This window comes from Pseudovibrio japonicus (assembly GCF_014651595.1).
Classification (GTDB): domain Bacteria; phylum Pseudomonadota; class Alphaproteobacteria; order Rhizobiales; family Stappiaceae; genus Pseudovibrio; species Pseudovibrio japonicus.
The window spans coordinates 317,045-336,240 of record NZ_BMXE01000003.1; the positions used below are offsets into that span (position 1 = coordinate 317,045).

Here is a 19,196-nt window from a genome sequence, read left to right on the forward strand (position 1 = left end):
TGGGTTTCGTGATGACCAAGCATGTTGCAGTTTTGATGGGTGGATGGGTTGCCGAGCGGCCTGTCTCGCTGTCTTCAGGCAAAGACTGTGCGGATGCGCTGGAAGCGGCTGGTTATCAGGTTACCCGTGTGGATGTTGACCGCAACATTGCTGCTGTGCTGCAGGAGCTGAAGCCTGATGTGGCGTTCAATGCCTTGCATGGTCCGTTTGGTGAGGACGGGGCTATTCAGGGTATTCTGGAGGTGCTGGACATTCCTTACACCCATTCAGGTGTGATGTCCTCGGCGCTTGCCATGAACAAGGAGAAAGCCAAAGCGGTGTTGCAGGCGGCTGGTGTGTCGGTTGCCAACTCCATGGTGGTCAGCCGCGCGGATGCTGCGCGACGCCATGTGATGGAACCGCCTTATGTGATTAAGCCAATCAACGAGGGATCTTCCTTTGGTGTGTTGATCGTGAAGGAGGGGCAAGAGCACCCACCGCAGGAATTGACACGTGAAGATTGGGAGTTTGGTGATTTGCTTATGGTGGAGCGTTACATCCCCGGCCGCGAGTTGACCTGTGCAGTAATGGGGAATGTTGCGCTAGGGGTGCTGGAAATCGTGCCGTTGGGACACGCTTACTACGATTATGATGCAAAATACGTCCCAGGCGGTTCACAACACATACTTCCTGCGGAAATTTTACCATCTGTTTACCAAGAAATACAAAAATCAAGTATTAAGGCGCATCAGGCTCTGGGGTGTCGCGGCGTTACACGCGCCGACTTTCGTTTTAACGAAGGGCCCGGCGGTCTCGGAGAACTGATCTGTCTTGAAGTGAATACTCAACCCGGCATGACGCCAACATCATTGCTTCCGGAAATCGCGGCGCATGCCGGACATGATTTCCAAGAGTTGGTGAGTTGGATCGTGGAGGACGCAAGTTGCGGAAGATAAAGGCAAAATTTGTTGCATTGCGGGAACGCACAGGCGGCTGGGGCTTTCGCTTCAGAAGTCGTGGCGTATCGCGTTTGCACCAGAGACCCGCTTGGGGGGTCACTGGATTTTTTGCACTTATCCCTTCGTGGGCACCGACTGCGAGCGCTTTTGGCTTCCTTGCTTTGTCCGCTGCCTACGGGATCACGCTGGGTGGACATGCCCGTGTTGTGAGCGAATCAGTTACGTCCGCCGCCGGTTTTGCGGTCAATGAGATCAAAATGGAAGGTTTGCAGCGCGTTACGGAATTTCAGGTTCTGGAGGCGCTTGAACTTCATGAGCGTCCGTCTTTGATGCTGTTTGATGCGGCTGAGGCAAAGGAACGGCTGGAAGATATTGCGTGGATCCGCAGTGCCTCCATCCAGAAGTTCTATCCCGGTACACTTCGTGTGCAGATCAAGGAGCAGGTGCCTTACGCGCTTTGGCAGCGAGGTGCTCTGACCTCTGTGATTACCAAGAAGGGCGAGGTCATCACTGATGAGGTGGATGGCCGTTATGCGAATTTGCTTCGTGTGGTCAACCATGGTGCTCAGTTGCGTGTTGGTGAGATCATGGGCGAGTTGGAAAAATTTCCCGGCATCCGTGCCCGGGTGCGCGCTGCAAAGCTGCGCTCCGAGCGTCGCTGGGACCTTGCCATGGAAAACGGGATTACGGTGCGCTTGCCGGAGTTTGATGTGGGGGACGCGCTGGCCGAGCTGAAAGAGCTGGATGATCAGGGCGGTTTGCTTTCCCGGGATATCGTTTCAGTTGACCTGCGATTGCACGACCGTGTGGTGGTGCGCCTTTCTGATGAGGCTGCTATTCGCCGTCAGACGACACTCAAGCAACGAGGTTTACCCTCCAGAACGGGGAGGGACACGTGAGCTCGAATAAGAATGTGATCTTTCTGCCGCGTATGCGGCCGTTGCCAAATCGCAGATCTGTTGTGGTTTCCGTGCTGGACGTCGGGTCCACGAAAGTGTGCTGCATTATCGCGAAACTGGTGCCAGGTGACGAGGAAGACCTGATGCCGGGTCGGAGTCATGGCATTGAGGTGCTGGGCTACGGGTATCAGGCTTCTGCTGGCATTAAGTCCGGCGTTGTGGTGGACATGGATCAGGCCGAGCAGGCTATCCGCCGGGCGGTGGATCAGGCTGAGCGTATGGCCGGTGTGATGGTGGAAACGCTGCTGGTGACGGTGAGCTGTGGCCGCCTTCAGAGCGAGATCTTCTCCGCCACGGTGCCGCTGGGAACTGAAGGTGTGACCGAGTCCGATATTCAGCGGGTGCTGGCTGCAGGCTCAACCCATACGGCAACCGAGGGACGGGCGGTGATGCATGCCCTGCCGATCTCCTACGGGCTGGATGGCAACCGGGGTATTCGTGATCCGCGCGGTATGATGGGCCGCAAGCTGGGTGTGGATATTCAGGTGGTTTCAGCGGAAGTGCCGCCGGTGCGTAATCTGGAGCTGTGCGTGGAGCGCGGGCACCTGCAGGTGGAGTCGCTGGTTGCGACGCCTTATGCGGCGGGCCTTTCCACGCTGGTTGAAGATGAGATCGAGCTTGGTGTTGCCTGTATAGATATGGGCGGGGGGACGACCACGCTCTCTATCTTTGTTGACGGGCAGATGGTGCATCTGGATGCGCTGGCCATTGGCGGCAATCACGTGACTATGGACGTGGCGCGCGCGCTTTCCACGCGGATGCATGCTGCCGAGCGTTTGAAGGTTTTGCATGGTTCGGCACTGCCAAGTGCGGTGGACGACCGCGATTTTGTTCAGGTGCCGCCCGTAGATATGGATGGTGATCTGCCAACGCAGATCCCCCGGGCGATGCTGACGCGGGTTATTCGACCACGCGTTGAAGAGATTTTGGAGATGGTGCGAGACCGGATTGTCGCTTCCGGTTTTGCTGGCCGAGTGGGCAAGCGCATTGTGCTGACGGGTGGGGGCAGTCAGTTGACTGGTCTGTCAGAGACGGCACGGCGCATTCTTGGACGCAATGTGCGTCTGGGCCGGCCGCTGGGTATCTCCGGTTTGCCAGAGGAAGCCAAGGGTCCGGCGTTCTCGGCTGCTGTGGGCCTGCTGATTTATCCGCAGGTGGCACAGATTGAGCAATTCGAACCCCGGTACCAACGCCGTGGCCTGATGGGCCGCGGGAGCTATCTGGCTCGGGTTGGGCAGTGGATTAGAGAAAGTTTCTAACAGGGATGCGCATAACCCCTGTTATCAAGAGTTTCGCCAGATGCGGCGGACGCACGAGAGGAAGAACGACATGCCCGGTTCGGGCATGTTACTAGGGTCGCGAGGTTAATATGACAATCAACCTGAAAATGCCTGATATTCAGGAATTGAAGCCCAGGATCACCGTGTTCGGTGTCGGCGGCGGTGGCGGAAACGCCGTAAACAACATGGTCACCAGCGGCCTTCAGGGCTGCGACTTTGTGGTGGCTAACACGGATGCGCAGGCTCTTGCCCTTTGCCAGGCAGAGCGTGTGATCCAGATGGGTGTTGCTGTAACCGAAGGCTTGGGCGCTGGTTCCCAGCCTGAAGTTGGTGCAGCTGCAGCCGAAGAAGTTATTGACGAGATCAACGATCATCTGTCCGGCTCGCATATGGTGTTCATCACCGCGGGTATGGGCGGTGGCACCGGTACCGGTGCTGCGCCAGTTGTTGCTCGTGCTGCGCGAGAGCAGGGTATACTGACCGTCGGTGTGGTTACCAAACCCTTCCAGTTTGAAGGGTCCCGTCGTATGCGCGTTGCTGAAGCCGGCATTGAAGAGCTCCAGCGTAATGTTGACACTCTCATTGTCATTCCAAACCAGAACCTGTTCCGTATTGCGAACGCCCAGACCACCTTTGCTGACGCTTTTGCGATGGCTGACCAGGTGCTGTACTCCGGTGTTGCAAACGTCACTGACCTGATGGTCAAAGAAGGTCTCATCAACCTGGACTTTGCTGATGTGCGCTCCATAATGCGCGGCATGGGTAAAGCGATGATGGGTACCGGTGAAGCTTCCGGCGAGCAACGGGCAATCCAGGCGGCGGAAGCTGCTATTGCGAACCCGCTGCTGGACGAGACTTCCATGAAGGGCGCACGCGGTCTGCTTATCTCCATCACTGGCGGTAATGATCTGACCCTGTTTGAAGTTGATGAAGCTGCGACCCGTATCCGTGAGGAAGTGGATCCAGAAGCCAACATCATTCTTGGTGCAACTTTCGACGAGTCACTGGACGGTATCATCCGCGTTTCTGTTGTTGCCACCGGCATCGACAAAGAGCTGCGTGAGGATATTTCTCCTGCTGAAGTTCGTATGGCTGAACTCACAGAGCGTCTGCAGAGCGCTACAACGTCTACGCCCAGTCCAGCGGTAGCTGCGCCGGTAGAAGTAGCTCCTGCACCGACCCCAGTTCGTGCGATGCGCGCGATGGGTTCAAACGCAGTTGACACTCATATGGAAGTTGAGCCTGTTGCAGCAGCAACAGACCCTGAAGTTGAGATTGCCCCTTATCAGTCCCGTCGTTACGAGCCTGTGCAGGAGTATGATGCTCTGGACGAGCCAACTCAGGTTGTTGAAGAGCCAACAAGTGTTCCTCAGCCTTTCATTCCACCTGTCGCTCAAAAGGTTGAGCAACAGTCCCGTATGCCACGTGTGGAAGACTTCCCGCCGATCGCGCAGCGCGAAATTCGTGCCCGCACGGCCCAGCCGGAAGCTGCAGCGCCTGCTCCTCAACCAGCACCTGCAACTCCTCAGCCTGCGCCAGCCACTATGGCCCAGCATGCTGAAGAAGAGCGCCACATGGACGAAGAGCGCCGCCCAATGGGCCTCCTACGCCGTCTGACCGGTGGTCTTGGTCGCCGTGAAGATGAGCACATGGAGCACCATGAAACTGCACAGGCAGACGCCTATGCGGAGGCTCAGCGCCACCCTGCTGCACCACGTCAGGCTGAAAGCCAGAACCACGGTGCAACCGGTAATATGGACGCTGCTGGACGCCCTGCGCCGGCACGCTCACAGATGATGGAAGATGATCAGTTGGAGATCCCGGCGTTCTTGCGCCGTCAAGCCACCTGATTATCAACAGAACTCGCGCCTCTCGAGCAGCAATCCGGATTTTTCCGGGTTGCTGCTTTGCGTCTTTAAATGAAATTATAGGTAAATGTACCTAAAAATTTCAGGGCGTTACAAAGCGTAATAAAGCTTTATTTTATTTAGGACCGCCCTCGGGCTATGTTCCAGCCTACCCGGTGGGGGTAAATGAAAGTAGCGGCTCGAGTGGTTCAGTGTTGTACCGGTAGCCGATTGATAAAGGCTGGAACATTATGGGAATGCGTGTCGAAAAACAGACCACGCTTGCGGACAGTGTAACCTTAAGTGGCATTGGGGTACATTCGGGCGGCCCAGCTTCCATTACTCTTCATCCTGCAGATGCTAATTCGGGTATTGTTTTTCACCGCAACACCAATGATGGCTATGTTGAGACAGAAGCGAACTGGAGCAACGTAACTGCAACATCCTTGTGCACAGTACTGGGTGACCCCCAGGACAGCGGTATCTCTACCGTAGAGCACCTGATGGCTGCATTGCGTGGTATGGGCGTTGACAACGTAACCGTCTACATTGACGGACCAGAGATGCCGATCATGGATGGCAGCTCGGAAGCATTCGTTGATGCGATTGATCGTGTTGGCTTGAGAACGCTTGGGGCGAAGCGTCGTTTCATCCGTATCAAAGAAAAAGTTCGTTACGTTTCCGGCGATCAGTGGTGTGAGCTGCACCCGTATGACGGGACGCGCTTTGACATTACCATCGATTTCGACCACGAAAAGATTGGTCGTCAGCATCTGGTCTTTGATCTCTCACCGGACTATTTCCGTGATCATATTTCCCGCGCACGTACCTTCGGTAGTGTGCAGGATGTAGAGAAGCTCTGGAAGCTTGGCTTTGCCATGGGCTCTTCTCTCGAAAACTCAGTCGCGCTGGATGACGAACGGGTTCTGAACCCGGAAGGCACGCGTTGGGCAGACGAATTCGTGCGACATAAAAGCCTGGATGCGATTGGGGATCTGGCTCTGTCCGGTCTACCAATTTTGGGGGAATACCGTTCGTTCAAAGGCGGCCACCGCATGAATCACTGCATTCTTGTGGAGCTGTTCAAGAACCCGGATGCCTTTGAAATTGTTGATGCTGATGCTGCTTTGGAAGAACGTCGGGCACGGGAAAAAGGGCATGCCGAGTTGATTGGTGGGATGCAGGCTGCTGCATTTGGTCCTAACGTTTCCTGAAGCTGAAACGAGTTATTCAACGGTTTTTGCCTCTATTCCGACATAAATTCGAGGCAAATGCTGGTGGGCTACGTGACGTTATCTAAACATTGAGATAAAAGCGTGAACTTGGGAGGGATTTTACCCGAATCCCAACACGATAGGAGTCGGAGACATTGCTGCGTTCAAATGCTGCCGGGAATGCTTTGGGGGCCCTTCGCCTCAAAAGAGTGATGAGGTGTGCCTCGTTGGCTGTGGCACTCGCTGTTGCGGGTTGTGCAACCAAGGATGATATGGATGATCTTGCGCTGGATGATACGCCAGCTGAGGTTATGTTCAACGAAGCTTTGGCACTGCGTGCCTCGGGCGATTCAAAAGCAGCAGTGAAGAAGTTCAACGAACTTGATCGCGTTTATCCTTACTCCGAGTTTGCGCGCAAATCACTCATCAACCTTGCCTACCTGAACTTCAAGATGGGCAAGTATCCTGAAGCGATTTCAGCTGCGGAGCGGTTCTCGACGCTTTATCCTGGTAACAAGGATTCAGCGTATGCGCTCTTCATTATCGGGGAATCCTACTTCCGCCAGATGCCTGATGTGGGCCGTGACCAGGCTGTGACTGCCAAGGCGCTGGAGAAGATGCGTGAAGTGGTGCAGCGCTATCCGGATTCTGAATACACCAAGCAGGCTCGTCAGCGTATCCGCGCGACGGAAGACCAGCTAGCTGGTAAGGAAATGGAAGTTGGCCGTTACTATCTGGCGCGCCGCAACTACCTTGCCTCCATCAATCGTTTCAAGACTGTTGTGACCAATTACCAGACCACGCGTCATGTTGAAGAAGCGCTCTATCGTCTGACTGAAAGCTACTATGCTTTGGGCGTGACGAACGAAGCGCAAACAGCTGCAGCGGTGCTGGGACACAACTTCCCGCAGAGCGAATGGTACCAACAGGCCTTTTCTCTCTTGAAAAAGGGCGGTCTGGAGCCAGAGGAAAGCAAAGGCAGCTGGCTTAGCAGAGCATTTGGGGATATGAAACTCCTGTAAACCTTTTTAGGGAATCGGAGTTTTATGGACGACCATGCTGGCATCGCTTTCTATTCGGGATATCGTTCTCATTGATAAGCTGGACCTGCATTTCAGCGGTGGAATGAGCGTTCTGACGGGTGAGACCGGCGCAGGTAAGTCTATTCTTCTTGATAGTTTGAGCCTCGCCCTTGGTGGGCGGGGTGATGCCGGACTGGTTCGGCATGGTGAAGACCGCGGTCAGGTGACTGCGGTTTTTGACGTTCCAATGGCTCATCCTTTGCGCGCTCTCCTTCTGGAAAATGATCTTGAGCATGACAGCGACATCATTTTACGCCGGGTTCAGGCGTCGGATGGGCGGACACGTGCGTTTGTGAATGACACGGCGGTGAGCGCTGGTTTGCTTCGCCAGATCGGGGAAATGCTGGTTGAGGTACATGGACAGCATGATGACCGGGCGCTGATTGATCCTGAGAGCCATCGTCAATTGCTCGACAGCTTCGGCGGGCTGGAAGGCGATGCGGCCAAGGTGAGTGAAAGCGCTAAGGCTGTTCGAAAAGCTGAGAAAACCCTGAAGGATCATGTTGCGCGTATTGAAGAAGCGCGCGGCGAAGCGGATTACTTGCGCTCCAGTGCGGATGAACTGAGCTCGCTTGACCCAAAAGAGGGGGAAGAGAACGAGCTTGCCTTGCGCCGTCAGGACATGATGCAGGTGGAGAAGATCGCGGGGGATCTGCGTGACGGGTATGACGCCTTGGATGGTCCGACTTCTCCGATCCCTGAGCTTTCCAGTTTGCTGCGCCGTCTTGAGCGCAAGGTTGAGCTGGCGCCGAACTACCTGACCAGTGTTGTTGAGGCGATTGGTGGGTCTTTGGACCAGCTGGAAGAAGCACGTGCCGGTCTGGAGCAGGCGCTACGCGATACGGATTTTGACCCGCAGGAGCTGGAACAGACCGAAGAGCGTTTGTTTGCCTTGCGGGCGGCGGCCCGGAAGTACTCGGTTCAGCCGGATGAGCTAGGCAAGTTGCGTGAGCAGATGGAAGGTGACCTTTCTGATCTGGACGCGGGCGAAGAGAAGTTGCAGGCGCTTGAGGGCGCTGTCGAGGCTGCCAAGCAGACCTATGACAAACTGGCGGCAGAGCTTTCAAAGAAACGTCAGAAGACGGCAAAAGCGCTGGAGGATGCGGTTCACGCAGAGCTTCCTGCTCTGAAGCTTGAGCGGGCGCGGTTTATCATCAACATCGAGAGTGATGCGGAGCAGCGCGGTTCCTCGGGTATCAATACTGTCGAGTTCTGGGCACAGACCAACCCGGGTACGCGTCCGGGGCCGATGTTCAAGGTTGCTTCCGGTGGTGAGCTTTCGCGTTTCCTATTAGCGCTGAAGGTGTCTTTGGCCGACAAAGGCTCGTCTCCGACGCTGGTGTTCGATGAGATTGATACTGGTGTGGGCGGTGCTGTGGCTGAAGCGATTGGTGTTCGTCTGGCGCGTCTTGCGGGCAGCGTTCAGGTGCTGACAGTGACCCACGCGCCGCAAGTGGCCGCGCGGGCCAATGGTCACTTCCTGATCCGCAAGGATGAGGTGGAGAAAGACCGTGTGGCAACCCGCGTGACCGAGATCGCGCAGGAAGATCGCCACGAAGAGATCGCCCGTATGCTGGCCGGTTCCACAATCACCGAAGAAGCCCGCGCCGCTGCCAAGCGGCTGATGGGCCAAGAAACGTTGGTGTAAGCCGCTTCCAGTCTCCCTGTATTAATTGCAGAACTCCCGACTAAATCTGACAGGCACTTCCTGCGATGTCTAATCCAATCAGTCTACAGTGTATTGGTAAGGGCGGGTTTCGGTAATATATTTGAAGTCAAATTTTTCCAGAATTGGACGGCTCATATCCGAAGCATCAACTGTCAAATATTTAACCCCTCGCTTTCTCGCTTCTGCTGCTCGGATATATAGCAACTCTCGATAATATCCTTTGCCTCTGGCTTCGTTGATTGTAGAGCCGCCCCACAAGCCTGCGAATGGGCTCCCAGGTGTATAGGTTATCCAAGCAGAGGAGACAGGGAGATCGTTTTCGTAGGCAACATAGAGCGAGATTTGATCAGGGGTGTTATGAAGGCGGTCAGTAAGGTCTTGCCTAAGATCAGAAAAATCATTTTCCCAGACCTGCTCGGATACTTGAATCGCATCATTCACACCAGCTTCATTAGCTATCTGCTTGATAGTACCTGTTAGTGTCAAAGTATCAAATTCTGAGTCTTTCAATTCTTTAATCATGAAGGCTTCAGGATCATCGGGAGTGAAGCCAAGAGATACTAACTCTGTCGGCAAATATGAAGGTTCATCAGTCCCATATACTTTCCACTCGAATGACTTCCTTTGCTCGGTGAAGTAATCAATTTCGTCCTGTATCGCTTGCCTAATGTTATCAGTCGAAAATTTATATCCAGCGATGAAGGAACCGGATTTTCTAGGTGTGACTATTTTTATTGTATTGTGATTTCTCACTTTCTGAGCTTTGAAAGGAAAAGAATTTGCACGCTCATATCGGTAGTACAATTTCATTAATTCAGAAGTGTTCATGTAAAGGCTTTCGAGATTAATATTTAAGCTTGATCCGCAAAATGGCTATATAGAGGCCGTCAGCTCAAACTCAAAGTTTAAGAATTAATTCGTCTTAGAATTCCTCGTCTAAGTGGACGCTGAAGCGGAGGGCTAGGATGATGGCGAGGGCCTGGGTGGCGGAGATGCCGAGCATGATGGCGATCTGGTATTGAACCGCCTCGAGCGGGTCGGAGCCGCCGAGGATCTGACCTGTCATCATTCCCGGAAGCGCGACCAGACCCAGTGTTGCCATGCTGGCAATGATGGGTGAGGCAGAGGCACGTAAGGCGGTTTTGATGAGCGCTTGGCGGGCTTCCACCTTAGTGGCGCCCATGGTGGTCAGCAGCTCCAGATGCTCCTTATCTTCTGGTGTTCTGATGTTAAATCGGCGCAGGGCGATGACCAGCGAACCCAGTGCGTTGCCGAGCAGCATGCCGGCAATGGGGATCATAAGCTGTGCTGAGTACCACGGTGTGGGGCGGCTGAGGATGAAGATGAACATCAGCAGCACAGGCACCATGGCAATGAGGACGGCGGCTGTAAGCGGGACCGCGGATCTCAGGCGGGGCATTTTTGCGCGGCCTGCAGATGTGATTGCGGCAATTGCCGTCATGGCCACCAGCCAAACAAGGTTGATGGCCAGATTGTCGATATTGAACACAGTTTGCAGATAGAACCCGATGACCAGCAGCTGGACGGTCATGCGGACGATAGATACTGCCAGATCCTTGGAGAGGTCTTTTAAGTCCATCATCCAAAGTATGACCAGCGGGATCACCACAATAATATAGAAAAACGCCAGATCACTCCACGGGACGGATGTGTTCATTGTTGTGTCTCCGTATTGTTCGTGGTCGTCAGCTTGGGGAGTTCAATCACCTGATCAATCTGGCTTTGAAGTTGTGCGTCGTGGGTGACGACCAGCAGGGTCTTGCTGTTTTCCAACAAGAACCGGGCGCAGGCGAGTGTGTGTTCCTTGTCGAGGGCGGCGCTGGGTTCGTCCGCGATCCATAACGGGCGGTTCAGGAGCAGGGCGCGGGCAAGGGCGAGACGCTGGCGTTCGCCGCCGGACAGGCTGCTGGTGTCATGATCCAGCGGTGTGTTGGGCAGGCCTGCAGCTGTAAGAGCCTCCAGCATGCGTGTATCTTTGGGCTTGAGCTTGTAGTTGGCATGCAGTGTAAACGGGGCCAGCAGCGCTTCGCGTACGTGGTTTGCCAGTGGGCTGACCCGCTGCGGTAACCAGTTGAGCTGTTTGTAGAGTTGGGCGCGTCCGCCTTTCTCATAGGGAACGCCGTTGAAGAACAGTTCGCCGCTGTCTGGCCGATCCAGACCGGCGAGAATACGGAGTAAAACTGTTTTACCGCGACCAGACGGAGCCGTAATGCACAGCTCGTCGCCTTCATACAGACTGAAAGAGTAATCGTGAAAGAGCTGGTGCTCTTGTTTGGTGACAGAGATGTTACGGGCCTCGATAACGGGCACGCGCTTTGTGTCCTGGGGGGTGACCATAGGAACTCCTGATTGCAGGAATGAGAGTTCCTCAGATGCCGTTAAAAATCAAGGCATGTGTGGTTGCAGCGCAGATTGCTGGAGGCTTGGGTATGGTTTGTAGCAGAAAGAGGCAGTGTTCTGGCGCAGAAACCTGCCTCTTTCTGGTTGTTCTCATGAATACCGTCCTTCAATCTATTGCTTTCAGACGGAACGCTTGTTTTCGGCCCTCTAGCTCATTGTGCCTTGACCAGTGGGCCGGACAACGATCTCTCCCACACACGCAGATCCCGGCTGCGATAGCGCATAAAGGACTGCATCTGCGATGGTTTGGGGTTTCATCGGCTCGTAGGGAAGACCAGCTTGGATAAGCTCAAGAATTTCGTTGTCAGTGATGGTGCCAAAGAGTTCTGTTTGAACAGTGCCAGGTGAAATCAATGTTACCCGCACGTTTTGAGCGGCAACTTCCTGACGCAAACTTTCGCTGAGTGCTCGCACGCCGAATTTTGTGGCGGAATAAACGCCAAAACCTGGAGCTGTTTGAAGCCCGGCTATGGATGCCACGTTGATGATGTGCCCATCCTGACGGTCCAACATATCGGGTAGGACCGCATCAATCCCGTAGAGTGTTCCTTTCAGGTTCACGTCAATCATTCGGTCCCATTCTTCCACTTTGCGGGATTTGAAAAACGAAAGCGGCATAATGCCTGCATTGTTGATGAAAGCGTCTATCTGGCCGAATTTTTCCTTAGCTTGGTCAGCCAGTGAAATTACGTCACTGCGTTTCGTAATATCAGTGACTGCGAAATCAGCATTTGGGCCGAGCTCCTGTGCCAGGCTTTCCAAGCGATCGGCCCGCCTTGCCGCCATCATAACGTTGTAGCCCTTAGCGATGAGAGACCGGGATATAGCCTCCCCGATGCCGCTTGTTGCACCCGTTACGATTGCTGTTTTGGCTGTGGTCATTTTTAATCTCCTAGCTGATTTTCTGAATGCACCGCCTTCTGCCGTGCATCAATTCTGTGCTGAAGATAATCAATTTGGCTTTGCGTAGAAGATGTACTAAAGCAAACTGGATTTGCATGAATGGAAAGCCGGAAAATTGGACAACTCCATAAACTGGGATGATCTACGACTGTTACTTACCGTCGCAAAGCGCGGTAGTTTTCTCCAAGCTGCCGAAGAGCTGGAGCTTGCCGTATCTACGGTATCGCGGCGGCTTACGAAGTTCGAAGGTAGTTTTGGTGCGCCTTTGCTTGAGCGCCATGTTGATGGCTGCACACTTACAGACCTGGGCCGACGGATCGCCGACATGGCACAAGAGCTTTCTGCCGATCTTGACCGTGAGTATATTGCCAATCTCGCGCCAAATGGTGAGCTATCTGGAACAATCAAGCTAACGTCCGGAGATGGCTTTGCGCCTATCTTGATGAAGGCCATTAGTGCTTTCACTACAGAGCACAAAGGTGTTTCCGTCGAGTATTTTGTGGATCATGCATACCGTAAAATAGCGCGCGGGGATGTGGATGTGGCTGTGCGTGTCGCCAACCTTGGCGAGCCTTCACTGATTTACAAGAAGCTTGTCGAAATTGAATTTGGACTGTTTGCAACTCCAGCCTTTGCCTCAACGCTGCCTGACCAGTTGCGGCCGCAAGATGTTGAGTGTATCGGTCTGCTGCCGCCACTTTCAGAAGAGCCCCACATGAAGGCTGCTCGCTCCGCCGGGTTTGTCAAATCCCGCGTGCGGCTCTCTTCTATGACGGCCCAGCTCAGTGCGGTGAGAGAAAATCTGGGCGCTGCCATCTTGCCGAGAGCCGTTGCTGAAGGACTGGTTGACCTATCACCAGAGCTGATCTTGCCAAAGATGGATGTTTTTGTTGTTACGCGTCCGCAAGCACTCAAACAGCCTCACCTACGTGCATTCATTGATTGTCTATACGCAGAGCTTGGAAGCTTTTCGAACGAGCAAGCTGCTGGCCTTTGAGATTGAGAGGTCCTGCTGCAAAACGGAACCACTTTTCAGGGATATATATAAATGGAGGCCGGTGGATATTTGTCTCCGCCGGCCGCTTACAGATCTATCTTACCAATGCGTTGCAGGTCCTGAGGTAGGCCGCCAGATTGTCCAGTGAGCCTTCCCAGCCGTCTTGGTTGTCTTTCTTAAAGGCCATGGATGTGTATTTTGCTTCATGGACGATAAGGCGGGAGCGATTGTTTTCCAGAGCTTCAAAGTTCATGTTGATGGTTGTTGGATCAGTAACTGTGCCGTCTTCGTTGACCCACTGGTTGGTGTTGGTGATCAGGTTTGGTTCGTCGATCTGCAGGTACTCGCCGCGCATGTGGTAGGAGGTGCCATCGGGGCCGACCATGGTGGTTGCCCACGTACCGCCTTCTCTGAAGTCCATTTGAATTTCGGTGATCGTGAAGTTTTCCGGGCAGCCCCAATGCTTCATGTGCTGCGGATCAGCCCACATTTGGAACAGGAGCTCCACCGGGGCGTCAAACTCTCTTACTAAGTGTATTTCAAATGCAGTGTCGCTCATTCATTCCCCTCCTTGGTTTGAATGCGGCATAGATAATCATCCAGGCGGTTAAAGGTGTCGTTCCATGCTTTCTTCTGCTGGCTGATCCAGTGTTCGGCTCTGGCTAAATCGTTTTCTGAAATCTCGCAGGTGCGGACCCGCCCCACCTTTTGGGTGCGGACAAGGCCACAGTCTTCCAGCACTTTGAGATGCTGGGAAAAGGATTGCAGCGCCATGTTGTGATGTTTGGCCAACTCGCTGACAGAGGCACGGCCATGGCTCAACTGCTCAATGACTGCCCGTCGGGTCGGGTCTGCCAGAGCATGAAAGACATTATCAAGTGATACGGAATACTCAGTCATGTACCTGAGTATTGATGAGTCGAATAGTCAGGTCAATGCCTGAGTATTTTCAGGTAATGATAGGGAGGAGGGCGTGGAATTGGGGCTCAAACGCCGTTTTACTTCCCTAAGACATTATTAAATTACGTAGCGTATTCAAATAATTAACTTGGTGTCTTGTAAACTTGCCGACAACCAAGACGAGAGCGTGTCGTGTGTACTTGCGTTTGCGTACCAAGCTCTCTCACTTTTCGTTTGAGCCTATTCACAGTGTCTGACGGTGTCGATCCGCTGGAATGGGCTTGAGATGGAGGCCGGTAGATGTTTATCTCGTTCGCCCGCTTACAGGTCTATTTTCTTGTTGCGCTGCTGCTGATTGCGGTGGTCTATCCGCTGTATCTGTTTGGAACGGTGATGGGCCTTGATGGATTTGATCTGCGTAGGGTGGGTGCTGATTTCTACCAGTTTTTGCTGGCCTCGCGTCTGGCTGTGAGCGGTAATGCTGCGCAGCTTTATGATTTCAGCTGGTTTTACAATGAAGTGCAGCGCAATGTGGCTGATGGGTCCGGCTTTTATGCCTGGGTGCATCCGCCCAGTATGCTTGTGTTTCTGGTCCCAATTTCCGGTCTAACGTATCTGCAGGCCTATACTGTCTGGATGGGCATGGGCGGTTTGCTCTCCTTTGCTGTGGCCTTCAGTCGAAGAGCACCTATTCGGGCTGTTACCTTTTTCATCTTCGCGCCAGCTACGCTGGTGAACCTGTTTTACGGTCAGTCCGGCATGTTGGCCGGTGGGTTTCTTTATGGTGGCCTGAGATTGATGGACCGGCATCCGGCGTGGGCGGGGGTGCTGCTTGGCTGTGTTTCCATCAAGCCAGAGCTGTTCATGCTGATTCCGATTATACTGATCGCCCACCGCAGCATCATCGCGCTGTGTGCCTGTGTGGCGACGGTGGCTTTCCTTGTTGATGCCTCTGCTGTGTTCTTCGGCTCCGGGCTCTGGTGGATTTATCTGGAGACGGTTCCTTCGCTGGTGACCACTGTTATGGCGCAGGGTGAGGGCAGTTTCCTTTATCTGATCCCATCTGCATTTGGTGCTATGCGCTCTCTCGGGTTTTCTGCGACTGCGGGATATATGGTGCAGTTGCCTGTCACGATCATCGCGTTTGCGGTAACCTTCTGGCTCTTCGCCCGTGAACGTGAGCCGGTTGCGCGTAACCTTGCGGTGACCCTGTGCGTTCTTTTGGCGACGCCCTTCCTATTCCTGTGGGATTATGCGGTGCTCTCTCCAGCGCTCTATCTTTATGCGACCCGGACGGGCCTGTTTGATGATGACATGAACACTCCTTTGATGGAGCCAGTTCTGTTGTTTGCGGTTTATCTTCTCCCGATCGTTAATATCGCGCTGGCAGCTCATGGCTTCCCTGTTGGGCCGATCTTCACTGCACTGGCGCTGCTTGCGGTGGTGGTACGGATGATTGATGCGGAGCGGACACAAGCAAGTCTAGTGGATGATGAGGGTGAGGGGGATAACTCTGTTCCCGATGACCGTGATGGTGATGAGGAGCTTGGGACTACCTGACCTTTGGGTGGTATTCACAAAAGAACGGGTGTTTTACGTAAAAAACGCAGAATTACGCAAATCAACGCAAATCGACGCAAACGTGTTTTATGTGCCTAACCCTTTGATTTTGCGGGAGCTGGGTGGGAACTGCGTTTATGGCGGTTTGTAGAGGCTGTGAAATACTGTCTAAATCCCCTGTTCCGGGTGGTTTGTTATTCCCGGTGGCGATAAGAATAATCCCCCTAATTGAAGCTGAAACAGGTGGGTTGACCGGTGAGCCTTGCTGATACCTCGCAAAAAGAAATTGAAGCCCTGAACGCGGACGAAGCTGCGCTGGAGCTGGAGCGGCTGGCGGGGCTGATTGCTGAATATGATAAAGCCTATCACACCGAAGACGCGCCGGTTGTTGATGATGCGACCTACGATGCGCTGCGCCGCCGGAACGAGGCATTGGAGGCTGCGTTTCCGGAGCTGGTGCGTGCGGACAGTCCGAGCAACCGGGTTGGTGGGGCTGTTGCCGAAGGCTTTGGCAAGATTACACATGCGGTGCCGATGCTCTCGCTGGACAACGCGTTTTCTGACGAAGATGTGAGAGACTTCATCGGCAAAGTGCGCCGGTTCTTAAAGTATGATCCGCTGATGGGCGCGCTGGCTGTCACAGCTGAGCCGAAGATCGATGGTCTTTCGCTTTCCCTGCGCTATGAGAGCGGGAAGCTGGTTTATGCGGCAACGCGCGGCGATGGTAGCACTGGCGAGAATGTGACTGCCAACGCCTTGACTATTCAGGATATTCCAAAGGAACTACCTACCGGTGTGCCGGATGTGGTTGAGGTGCGCGGCGAAGTTTACATGAGCCATGCGGACTTTGCGGCGCTCAATGCGCGTATGGAAGCCAATGGCGGCAAGGTGTTTGCCAACCCGCGCAACGCGGCGGCAGGGTCGTTGCGCCAGCTGAATTCCGAGATCACCAAGACCCGCCCGCTCAAGTTCTTCGCGTATGCATGGGGTGATATGAGTGAGATCCCGGCGGACACGCAGATGGGCATGGTGGAGCTGTTCGGGCAGTGGGGATTCCAGATCAACCCGCTGATGAAGCGCTGTGAGAGCGCCGAGGAATTGGTGAGCGTTTATCATGGGATCGAGGAGGATCGTTCCGGTCTTGGCTATGATATTGACGGCGTGGTTTACAAGGTGGACCGGCTGGATTTGCAGGGCCGCCTCGGATTTGTCTCGCGCTCTCCACGGTGGGCGATTGCGCACAAATTCCCTGCGGAGCGTGCATTTACTACCCTCAATGCCATCGAAATTCAGGTGGGCCGAACCGGCGCTTTGACGCCAGTTGCAAAACTGGAACCTGTCACTGTTGGCGGCGTAGTGGTTTCCAATGCAACACTTCATAACGAAGACTACATCAAAGGCATTGGTCAGGACGGCGAATCCATTCGTGATGGCAAGGACTTACGCGTTGGTGATACGGTCGTCATCCAGCGGGCTGGTGATGTTATCCCACAGATCGTGGATGTGGATCTGAGCAAACGTGCTGATGATGTGGCGCCATTCGTGTTTCCGACGGAGTGCCCTGTATGTAATTCGCATGCGATTAGGGAAATTAATCCAACTTCCGGCAAGGTTGATGCGGTTCGTCGGTGTACTGGCGGGTTGATCTGTCCGGCGCAGGCGATGGAGAAGCTCAAGCATTTCGTTTCTCGTAATGCCTTTGATATTGAAGGTCTGGGCGAGAAGCAGGTGGAAGCGTTCTACGAATATGACATGGATAAGGGTGGTATCCGCACGCCAGCGGACATCTTTACTCTGGCAGAACGGGACAAGGTTTCTCTCAATAAGCTGCGCTCGCGTGAAGGCTTTGGGGCGGTTTCGGCTCGTAAGCTGTTTGAAGCGATTGATAGTAAACGGCAAATTGAGCTGAATCGGCTGATCTTCGGGCTGGGTATTCGCCACGTGGGCGAAGGCAATGCTAAGCTGCTGGCGCGTGCATACTCCTCTTGGAGTGCGTTTTATGATGCGATGATCGCAGCAACCGATACGACATCAGAGGCGTACCGTGAGCTCAATGATATTGATGGCATTGGCGGAACGGTTGCCAATGCTTTGGTGGAGTTCTTTGCGGAGGAACACAACCTTACAGCGCTTGCCGCACTAATGGAGCAGATCACGCCGCTTGATGTTGTCGTGGCGGATACCTCTGGCAGTCCTGTTGCTGGCAAAACCCTTGTGTTTACAGGGAGTTTAGAGCGTATGAGCCGGGATGAGGCCAAGGCGCGGGCGGAGAGCCTTGGAGCGAAGGTGTCCGGTTCGGTTTCCAAGAAAACTGATCTTGTGATCGCTGGTCCAAAGGCAGGTTCCAAGCTCACCAAAGCGCAGAGCCTTGGCATTCAGGTCATCTCAGAGGATGACTGGTTTGAGCTTGTTGGCGACTAAGATAAAACAAGCGGGAAGAGCTTGCTGGCTCCTCCCGCCGTTCCATGTGAGCTGGATATCTTTGTGATATCTGCCCAGATTTTCTTCTATCATTATGAATTTACTAGCTGATTTGCTTGCGGATTTCCGCCAGCATTGTCAGGTGGGTATGGATGAAGGGGACCAGAATGGCTGCGGTTGCCACTTCAACGCCGATGGGATCTCTGCCTGCTTCCGGGGTTTGGACTGCAAGAAGGTCTTCATGGCCAGTGATCTCGGTCGATATATAAAGTTGATCAAACTCAGAGCCAGTTGCGGCGTCCAGTTGGTTATAGATATCATCCAGGTCCGCTGGACGTGGTGGAGGGGTTGCTCCAGTGGACTCAATTACCTTTGAAACAGCGGCTTGTTCGCTATATTCCAGATGAGCGAAGTCGCGTACCATTTCATTGCTTGCCTTGTGCATGGCCATGTCGCTGATCGCGAGCGAGAAAGGGCTGATGGTCAGCGTTTTGGTGGTGTAGTCGCTTGTATCGTGGTTGTCAGCCAAGGCTGAGGAGACCAACGCAGGTGTTGCCAGCAAAGAGCCGGATATACCAATGAGTGCGTTTCTGCGTGTCAGGTGTAACTTACCAGTATTCATTGTTTTTCTTTCAGGTTGTTACAGAGTTTTTTCTTTTTATAAAGTGTAGGTATTGTTGTCTTTCGGTAGTGTGTTTTCTGTTCTCACGTATAAAACAATTTTCTATTCAAAATGCTAAGGACTTTCTGTAGGTTTCAAGTATCCGAAAACTGATTTGGTAAAACCTCACAGAACAATTCTGGCGTGAGGGAAGAGTTACTGGGTGAAGATGACGGAGACTACAAAACGATGTGTATCTCTTTGCAGATCCCTCGCTTCTTCAAAGTTGTTGCTATATTGTTCTTCGTTAAGTATTGGAGATTCCTTCTCTGAGTTGAGAAGGTATGCGTTCAAAGGATCCAACGAGCTCAATGGCAAATTCTTCTGGCCCCCATCATCGCGGA

The 19,196-nt window shown here is 53.6% G+C and carries 17 protein-coding genes; 10 read left to right on the forward strand and 7 right to left on the reverse strand.

The genetic code is table 11. The annotated features are described in order from the left end of the window. Positions 1-11: 11 nt before the first annotated feature. The 7 genes from IE076_RS09980 (at position 12) to recN (ending at position 8,968) form a co-directional block, all read left to right on the forward strand. Positions 12-935: a D-alanine--D-alanine ligase gene (locus tag IE076_RS09980; protein WP_189436628.1), complete on the forward strand. Its 924-nt coding sequence runs from the start codon at positions 12-14 to the stop codon at positions 933-935. Next, positions 923-1,837, forward strand: coding sequence for a cell division protein FtsQ/DivIB (locus IE076_RS09985; protein WP_209009011.1), 915 nt, complete (start codon positions 923-925; stop codon positions 1,835-1,837). The genes IE076_RS09980 and IE076_RS09985 overlap by 13 nt, the downstream gene beginning before the upstream one ends. A 32-nt stretch (positions 1,838-1,869) precedes the next feature. Next, complete coding sequence (gene ftsA / locus IE076_RS09990) at positions 1,870-3,156, forward strand: cell division protein FtsA (protein ID WP_209009049.1); 1,287 nt, start codon at positions 1,870-1,872, stop codon at positions 3,154-3,156. A 110-nt stretch (positions 3,157-3,266) separates the two neighbouring features. Further along, the gene (gene ftsZ / locus IE076_RS09995) at positions 3,267-5,027 is read left to right on the forward strand and encodes a cell division protein FtsZ (protein ID WP_189436630.1); all 1,761 of its coding nucleotides are present in this window, start codon (positions 3,267-3,269) and stop codon (positions 5,025-5,027) included. A gap of 248 nt (positions 5,028-5,275) precedes the next feature. Then, positions 5,276-6,238 carry a UDP-3-O-acyl-N-acetylglucosamine deacetylase gene (gene lpxC / locus IE076_RS10000; protein WP_189436631.1) on the forward strand — a complete coding sequence of 321 codons (963 nt, stop codon included), beginning with the start codon at positions 5,276-5,278 and terminating at the stop codon, positions 6,236-6,238. 155 nt (positions 6,239-6,393) lie between these two features. After that, on the forward strand, positions 6,394-7,260 hold the full coding sequence (locus IE076_RS10005) for an outer membrane protein assembly factor BamD (protein WP_189436632.1): 867 nt from the start codon (positions 6,394-6,396) through the stop codon (positions 7,258-7,260). A 34-nt stretch (positions 7,261-7,294) separates the two neighbouring features. Further along, entirely contained in the window at positions 7,295-8,968 is a 1,674-nt protein-coding gene (gene recN / locus IE076_RS10010; protein WP_189436633.1) for a DNA repair protein RecN, read from the forward strand. 78 nt (positions 8,969-9,046) lie between these two features. On the opposite strand, the gene IE076_RS10015 is transcribed toward recN, so the two are convergent. The 4 genes from IE076_RS10015 to IE076_RS10030 form a co-directional block, all read right to left on the reverse strand. After that, on the reverse strand, positions 9,047-9,817 hold the full coding sequence (locus IE076_RS10015; RefSeq protein WP_189436634.1) for a GNAT family N-acetyltransferase: 771 nt from the start codon (positions 9,815-9,817) through the stop codon (positions 9,047-9,049). Between the two features lie 94 nt (positions 9,818-9,911). Beyond that, positions 9,912-10,667: an ABC transporter permease gene (locus IE076_RS10020; RefSeq protein WP_189436635.1), complete on the reverse strand. Its 756-nt coding sequence runs from the start codon at positions 10,665-10,667 to the stop codon at positions 9,912-9,914. After that, entirely contained in the window at positions 10,664-11,347 is a 684-nt protein-coding gene (locus tag IE076_RS10025) for an ABC transporter ATP-binding protein (protein WP_189436636.1), read from the reverse strand. Before IE076_RS10025 ends, IE076_RS10020 begins: the two co-directional genes overlap by 4 nt. Before the next feature lie 210 nt (positions 11,348-11,557). Further along, positions 11,558-12,292, reverse strand: a complete 735-nt coding sequence (locus tag IE076_RS10030; RefSeq protein WP_189436637.1) for an SDR family oxidoreductase — start codon at positions 12,290-12,292, stop codon at positions 11,558-11,560. Between the two features lie 136 nt (positions 12,293-12,428). Here IE076_RS10030 and IE076_RS10035 point away from each other — a divergent pair, with 136 nt between their 5' ends. Further along, positions 12,429-13,310, forward strand: a complete 882-nt coding sequence (locus IE076_RS10035; protein WP_189436638.1) for a LysR family transcriptional regulator — start codon at positions 12,429-12,431, stop codon at positions 13,308-13,310. 94 nt (positions 13,311-13,404) lie between these two features. Here IE076_RS10035 and IE076_RS10040 read toward each other — a convergent pair whose 3' ends face one another. Both IE076_RS10040 and IE076_RS10045 read right to left on the reverse strand, forming a co-directional pair. Beyond that, entirely contained in the window at positions 13,405-13,869 is a 465-nt protein-coding gene (locus IE076_RS10040; RefSeq protein WP_189436639.1) for an SRPBCC family protein, read from the reverse strand. Beyond that, positions 13,866-14,210, reverse strand: a complete 345-nt coding sequence (locus IE076_RS10045) for an ArsR/SmtB family transcription factor (protein ID WP_189436640.1) — start codon at positions 14,208-14,210, stop codon at positions 13,866-13,868. The genes IE076_RS10040 and IE076_RS10045 overlap by 4 nt, the downstream gene beginning before the upstream one ends. Positions 14,211-14,510: 300 nt before the next feature. Between IE076_RS10045 and IE076_RS10050 the strand changes: the two genes are divergently transcribed. Both IE076_RS10050 and ligA read left to right on the forward strand, forming a co-directional pair. Beyond that, positions 14,511-15,770, forward strand: a complete 1,260-nt coding sequence (locus IE076_RS10050; RefSeq protein ID WP_189436641.1) for a glycosyltransferase family 87 protein — start codon at positions 14,511-14,513, stop codon at positions 15,768-15,770. A 255-nt stretch (positions 15,771-16,025) separates the two neighbouring features. Beyond that, entirely contained in the window at positions 16,026-18,191 is a 2,166-nt protein-coding gene (gene ligA / locus IE076_RS10055) for an NAD-dependent DNA ligase LigA (RefSeq protein ID WP_189436642.1), read from the forward strand. Positions 18,192-18,294: 103 nt separating this feature from the next. Here ligA and IE076_RS10060 read toward each other — a convergent pair whose 3' ends face one another. Further along, positions 18,295-18,813: a DUF4142 domain-containing protein gene (locus IE076_RS10060; protein ID WP_189436643.1), complete on the reverse strand. Its 519-nt coding sequence runs from the start codon at positions 18,811-18,813 to the stop codon at positions 18,295-18,297. Positions 18,814-19,196 lie beyond the last annotated feature (383 nt).

Bases quoted from the DNA above. Each gene is read 5' to 3' on its own strand.
- lpxC (WP_189436631.1), top strand. From the start codon at position 5,276: ATGGGAATGCGTGTCGAAAAACAGACCACGCTTGCGGACAGTGTAACC.
- IE076_RS10020 (WP_189436635.1), bottom strand. From the start codon at position 10,667: ATGAACACATCCGTCCCGTGGAGTGATCTGGCGTTTTTCTATATTATT.
- IE076_RS10060 (WP_189436643.1), bottom strand. From the start codon at position 18,813: ATGAATACTGGTAAGTTACACCTGACACGCAGAAACGCACTCATTGGT.
- IE076_RS10030 (WP_189436637.1), bottom strand. From the start codon at position 12,292: ATGACCACAGCCAAAACAGCAATCGTAACGGGTGCAACAAGCGGCATC.
- IE076_RS10050 (WP_189436641.1), top strand. From the start codon at position 14,511: ATGTTTATCTCGTTCGCCCGCTTACAGGTCTATTTTCTTGTTGCGCTG.
- IE076_RS09980 (WP_189436628.1), top strand. From the start codon at position 12: ATGACCAAGCATGTTGCAGTTTTGATGGGTGGATGGGTTGCCGAGCGG.
- IE076_RS10025 (WP_189436636.1), bottom strand. From the start codon at position 11,347: ATGGTCACCCCCCAGGACACAAAGCGCGTGCCCGTTATCGAGGCCCGT.
- ftsA (WP_209009049.1), top strand. From the start codon at position 1,870: ATGCGGCCGTTGCCAAATCGCAGATCTGTTGTGGTTTCCGTGCTGGAC.
- IE076_RS10040 (WP_189436639.1), bottom strand. From the start codon at position 13,869: ATGAGCGACACTGCATTTGAAATACACTTAGTAAGAGAGTTTGACGCC.
- ftsZ (WP_189436630.1), top strand. From the start codon at position 3,267: ATGACAATCAACCTGAAAATGCCTGATATTCAGGAATTGAAGCCCAGG.
- IE076_RS10015 (WP_189436634.1), bottom strand. From the start codon at position 9,817: ATGAACACTTCTGAATTAATGAAATTGTACTACCGATATGAGCGTGCA.
- recN (WP_189436633.1), top strand. From the start codon at position 7,295: ATGCTGGCATCGCTTTCTATTCGGGATATCGTTCTCATTGATAAGCTG.
- IE076_RS10045 (WP_189436640.1), bottom strand. From the start codon at position 14,210: ATGACTGAGTATTCCGTATCACTTGATAATGTCTTTCATGCTCTGGCA.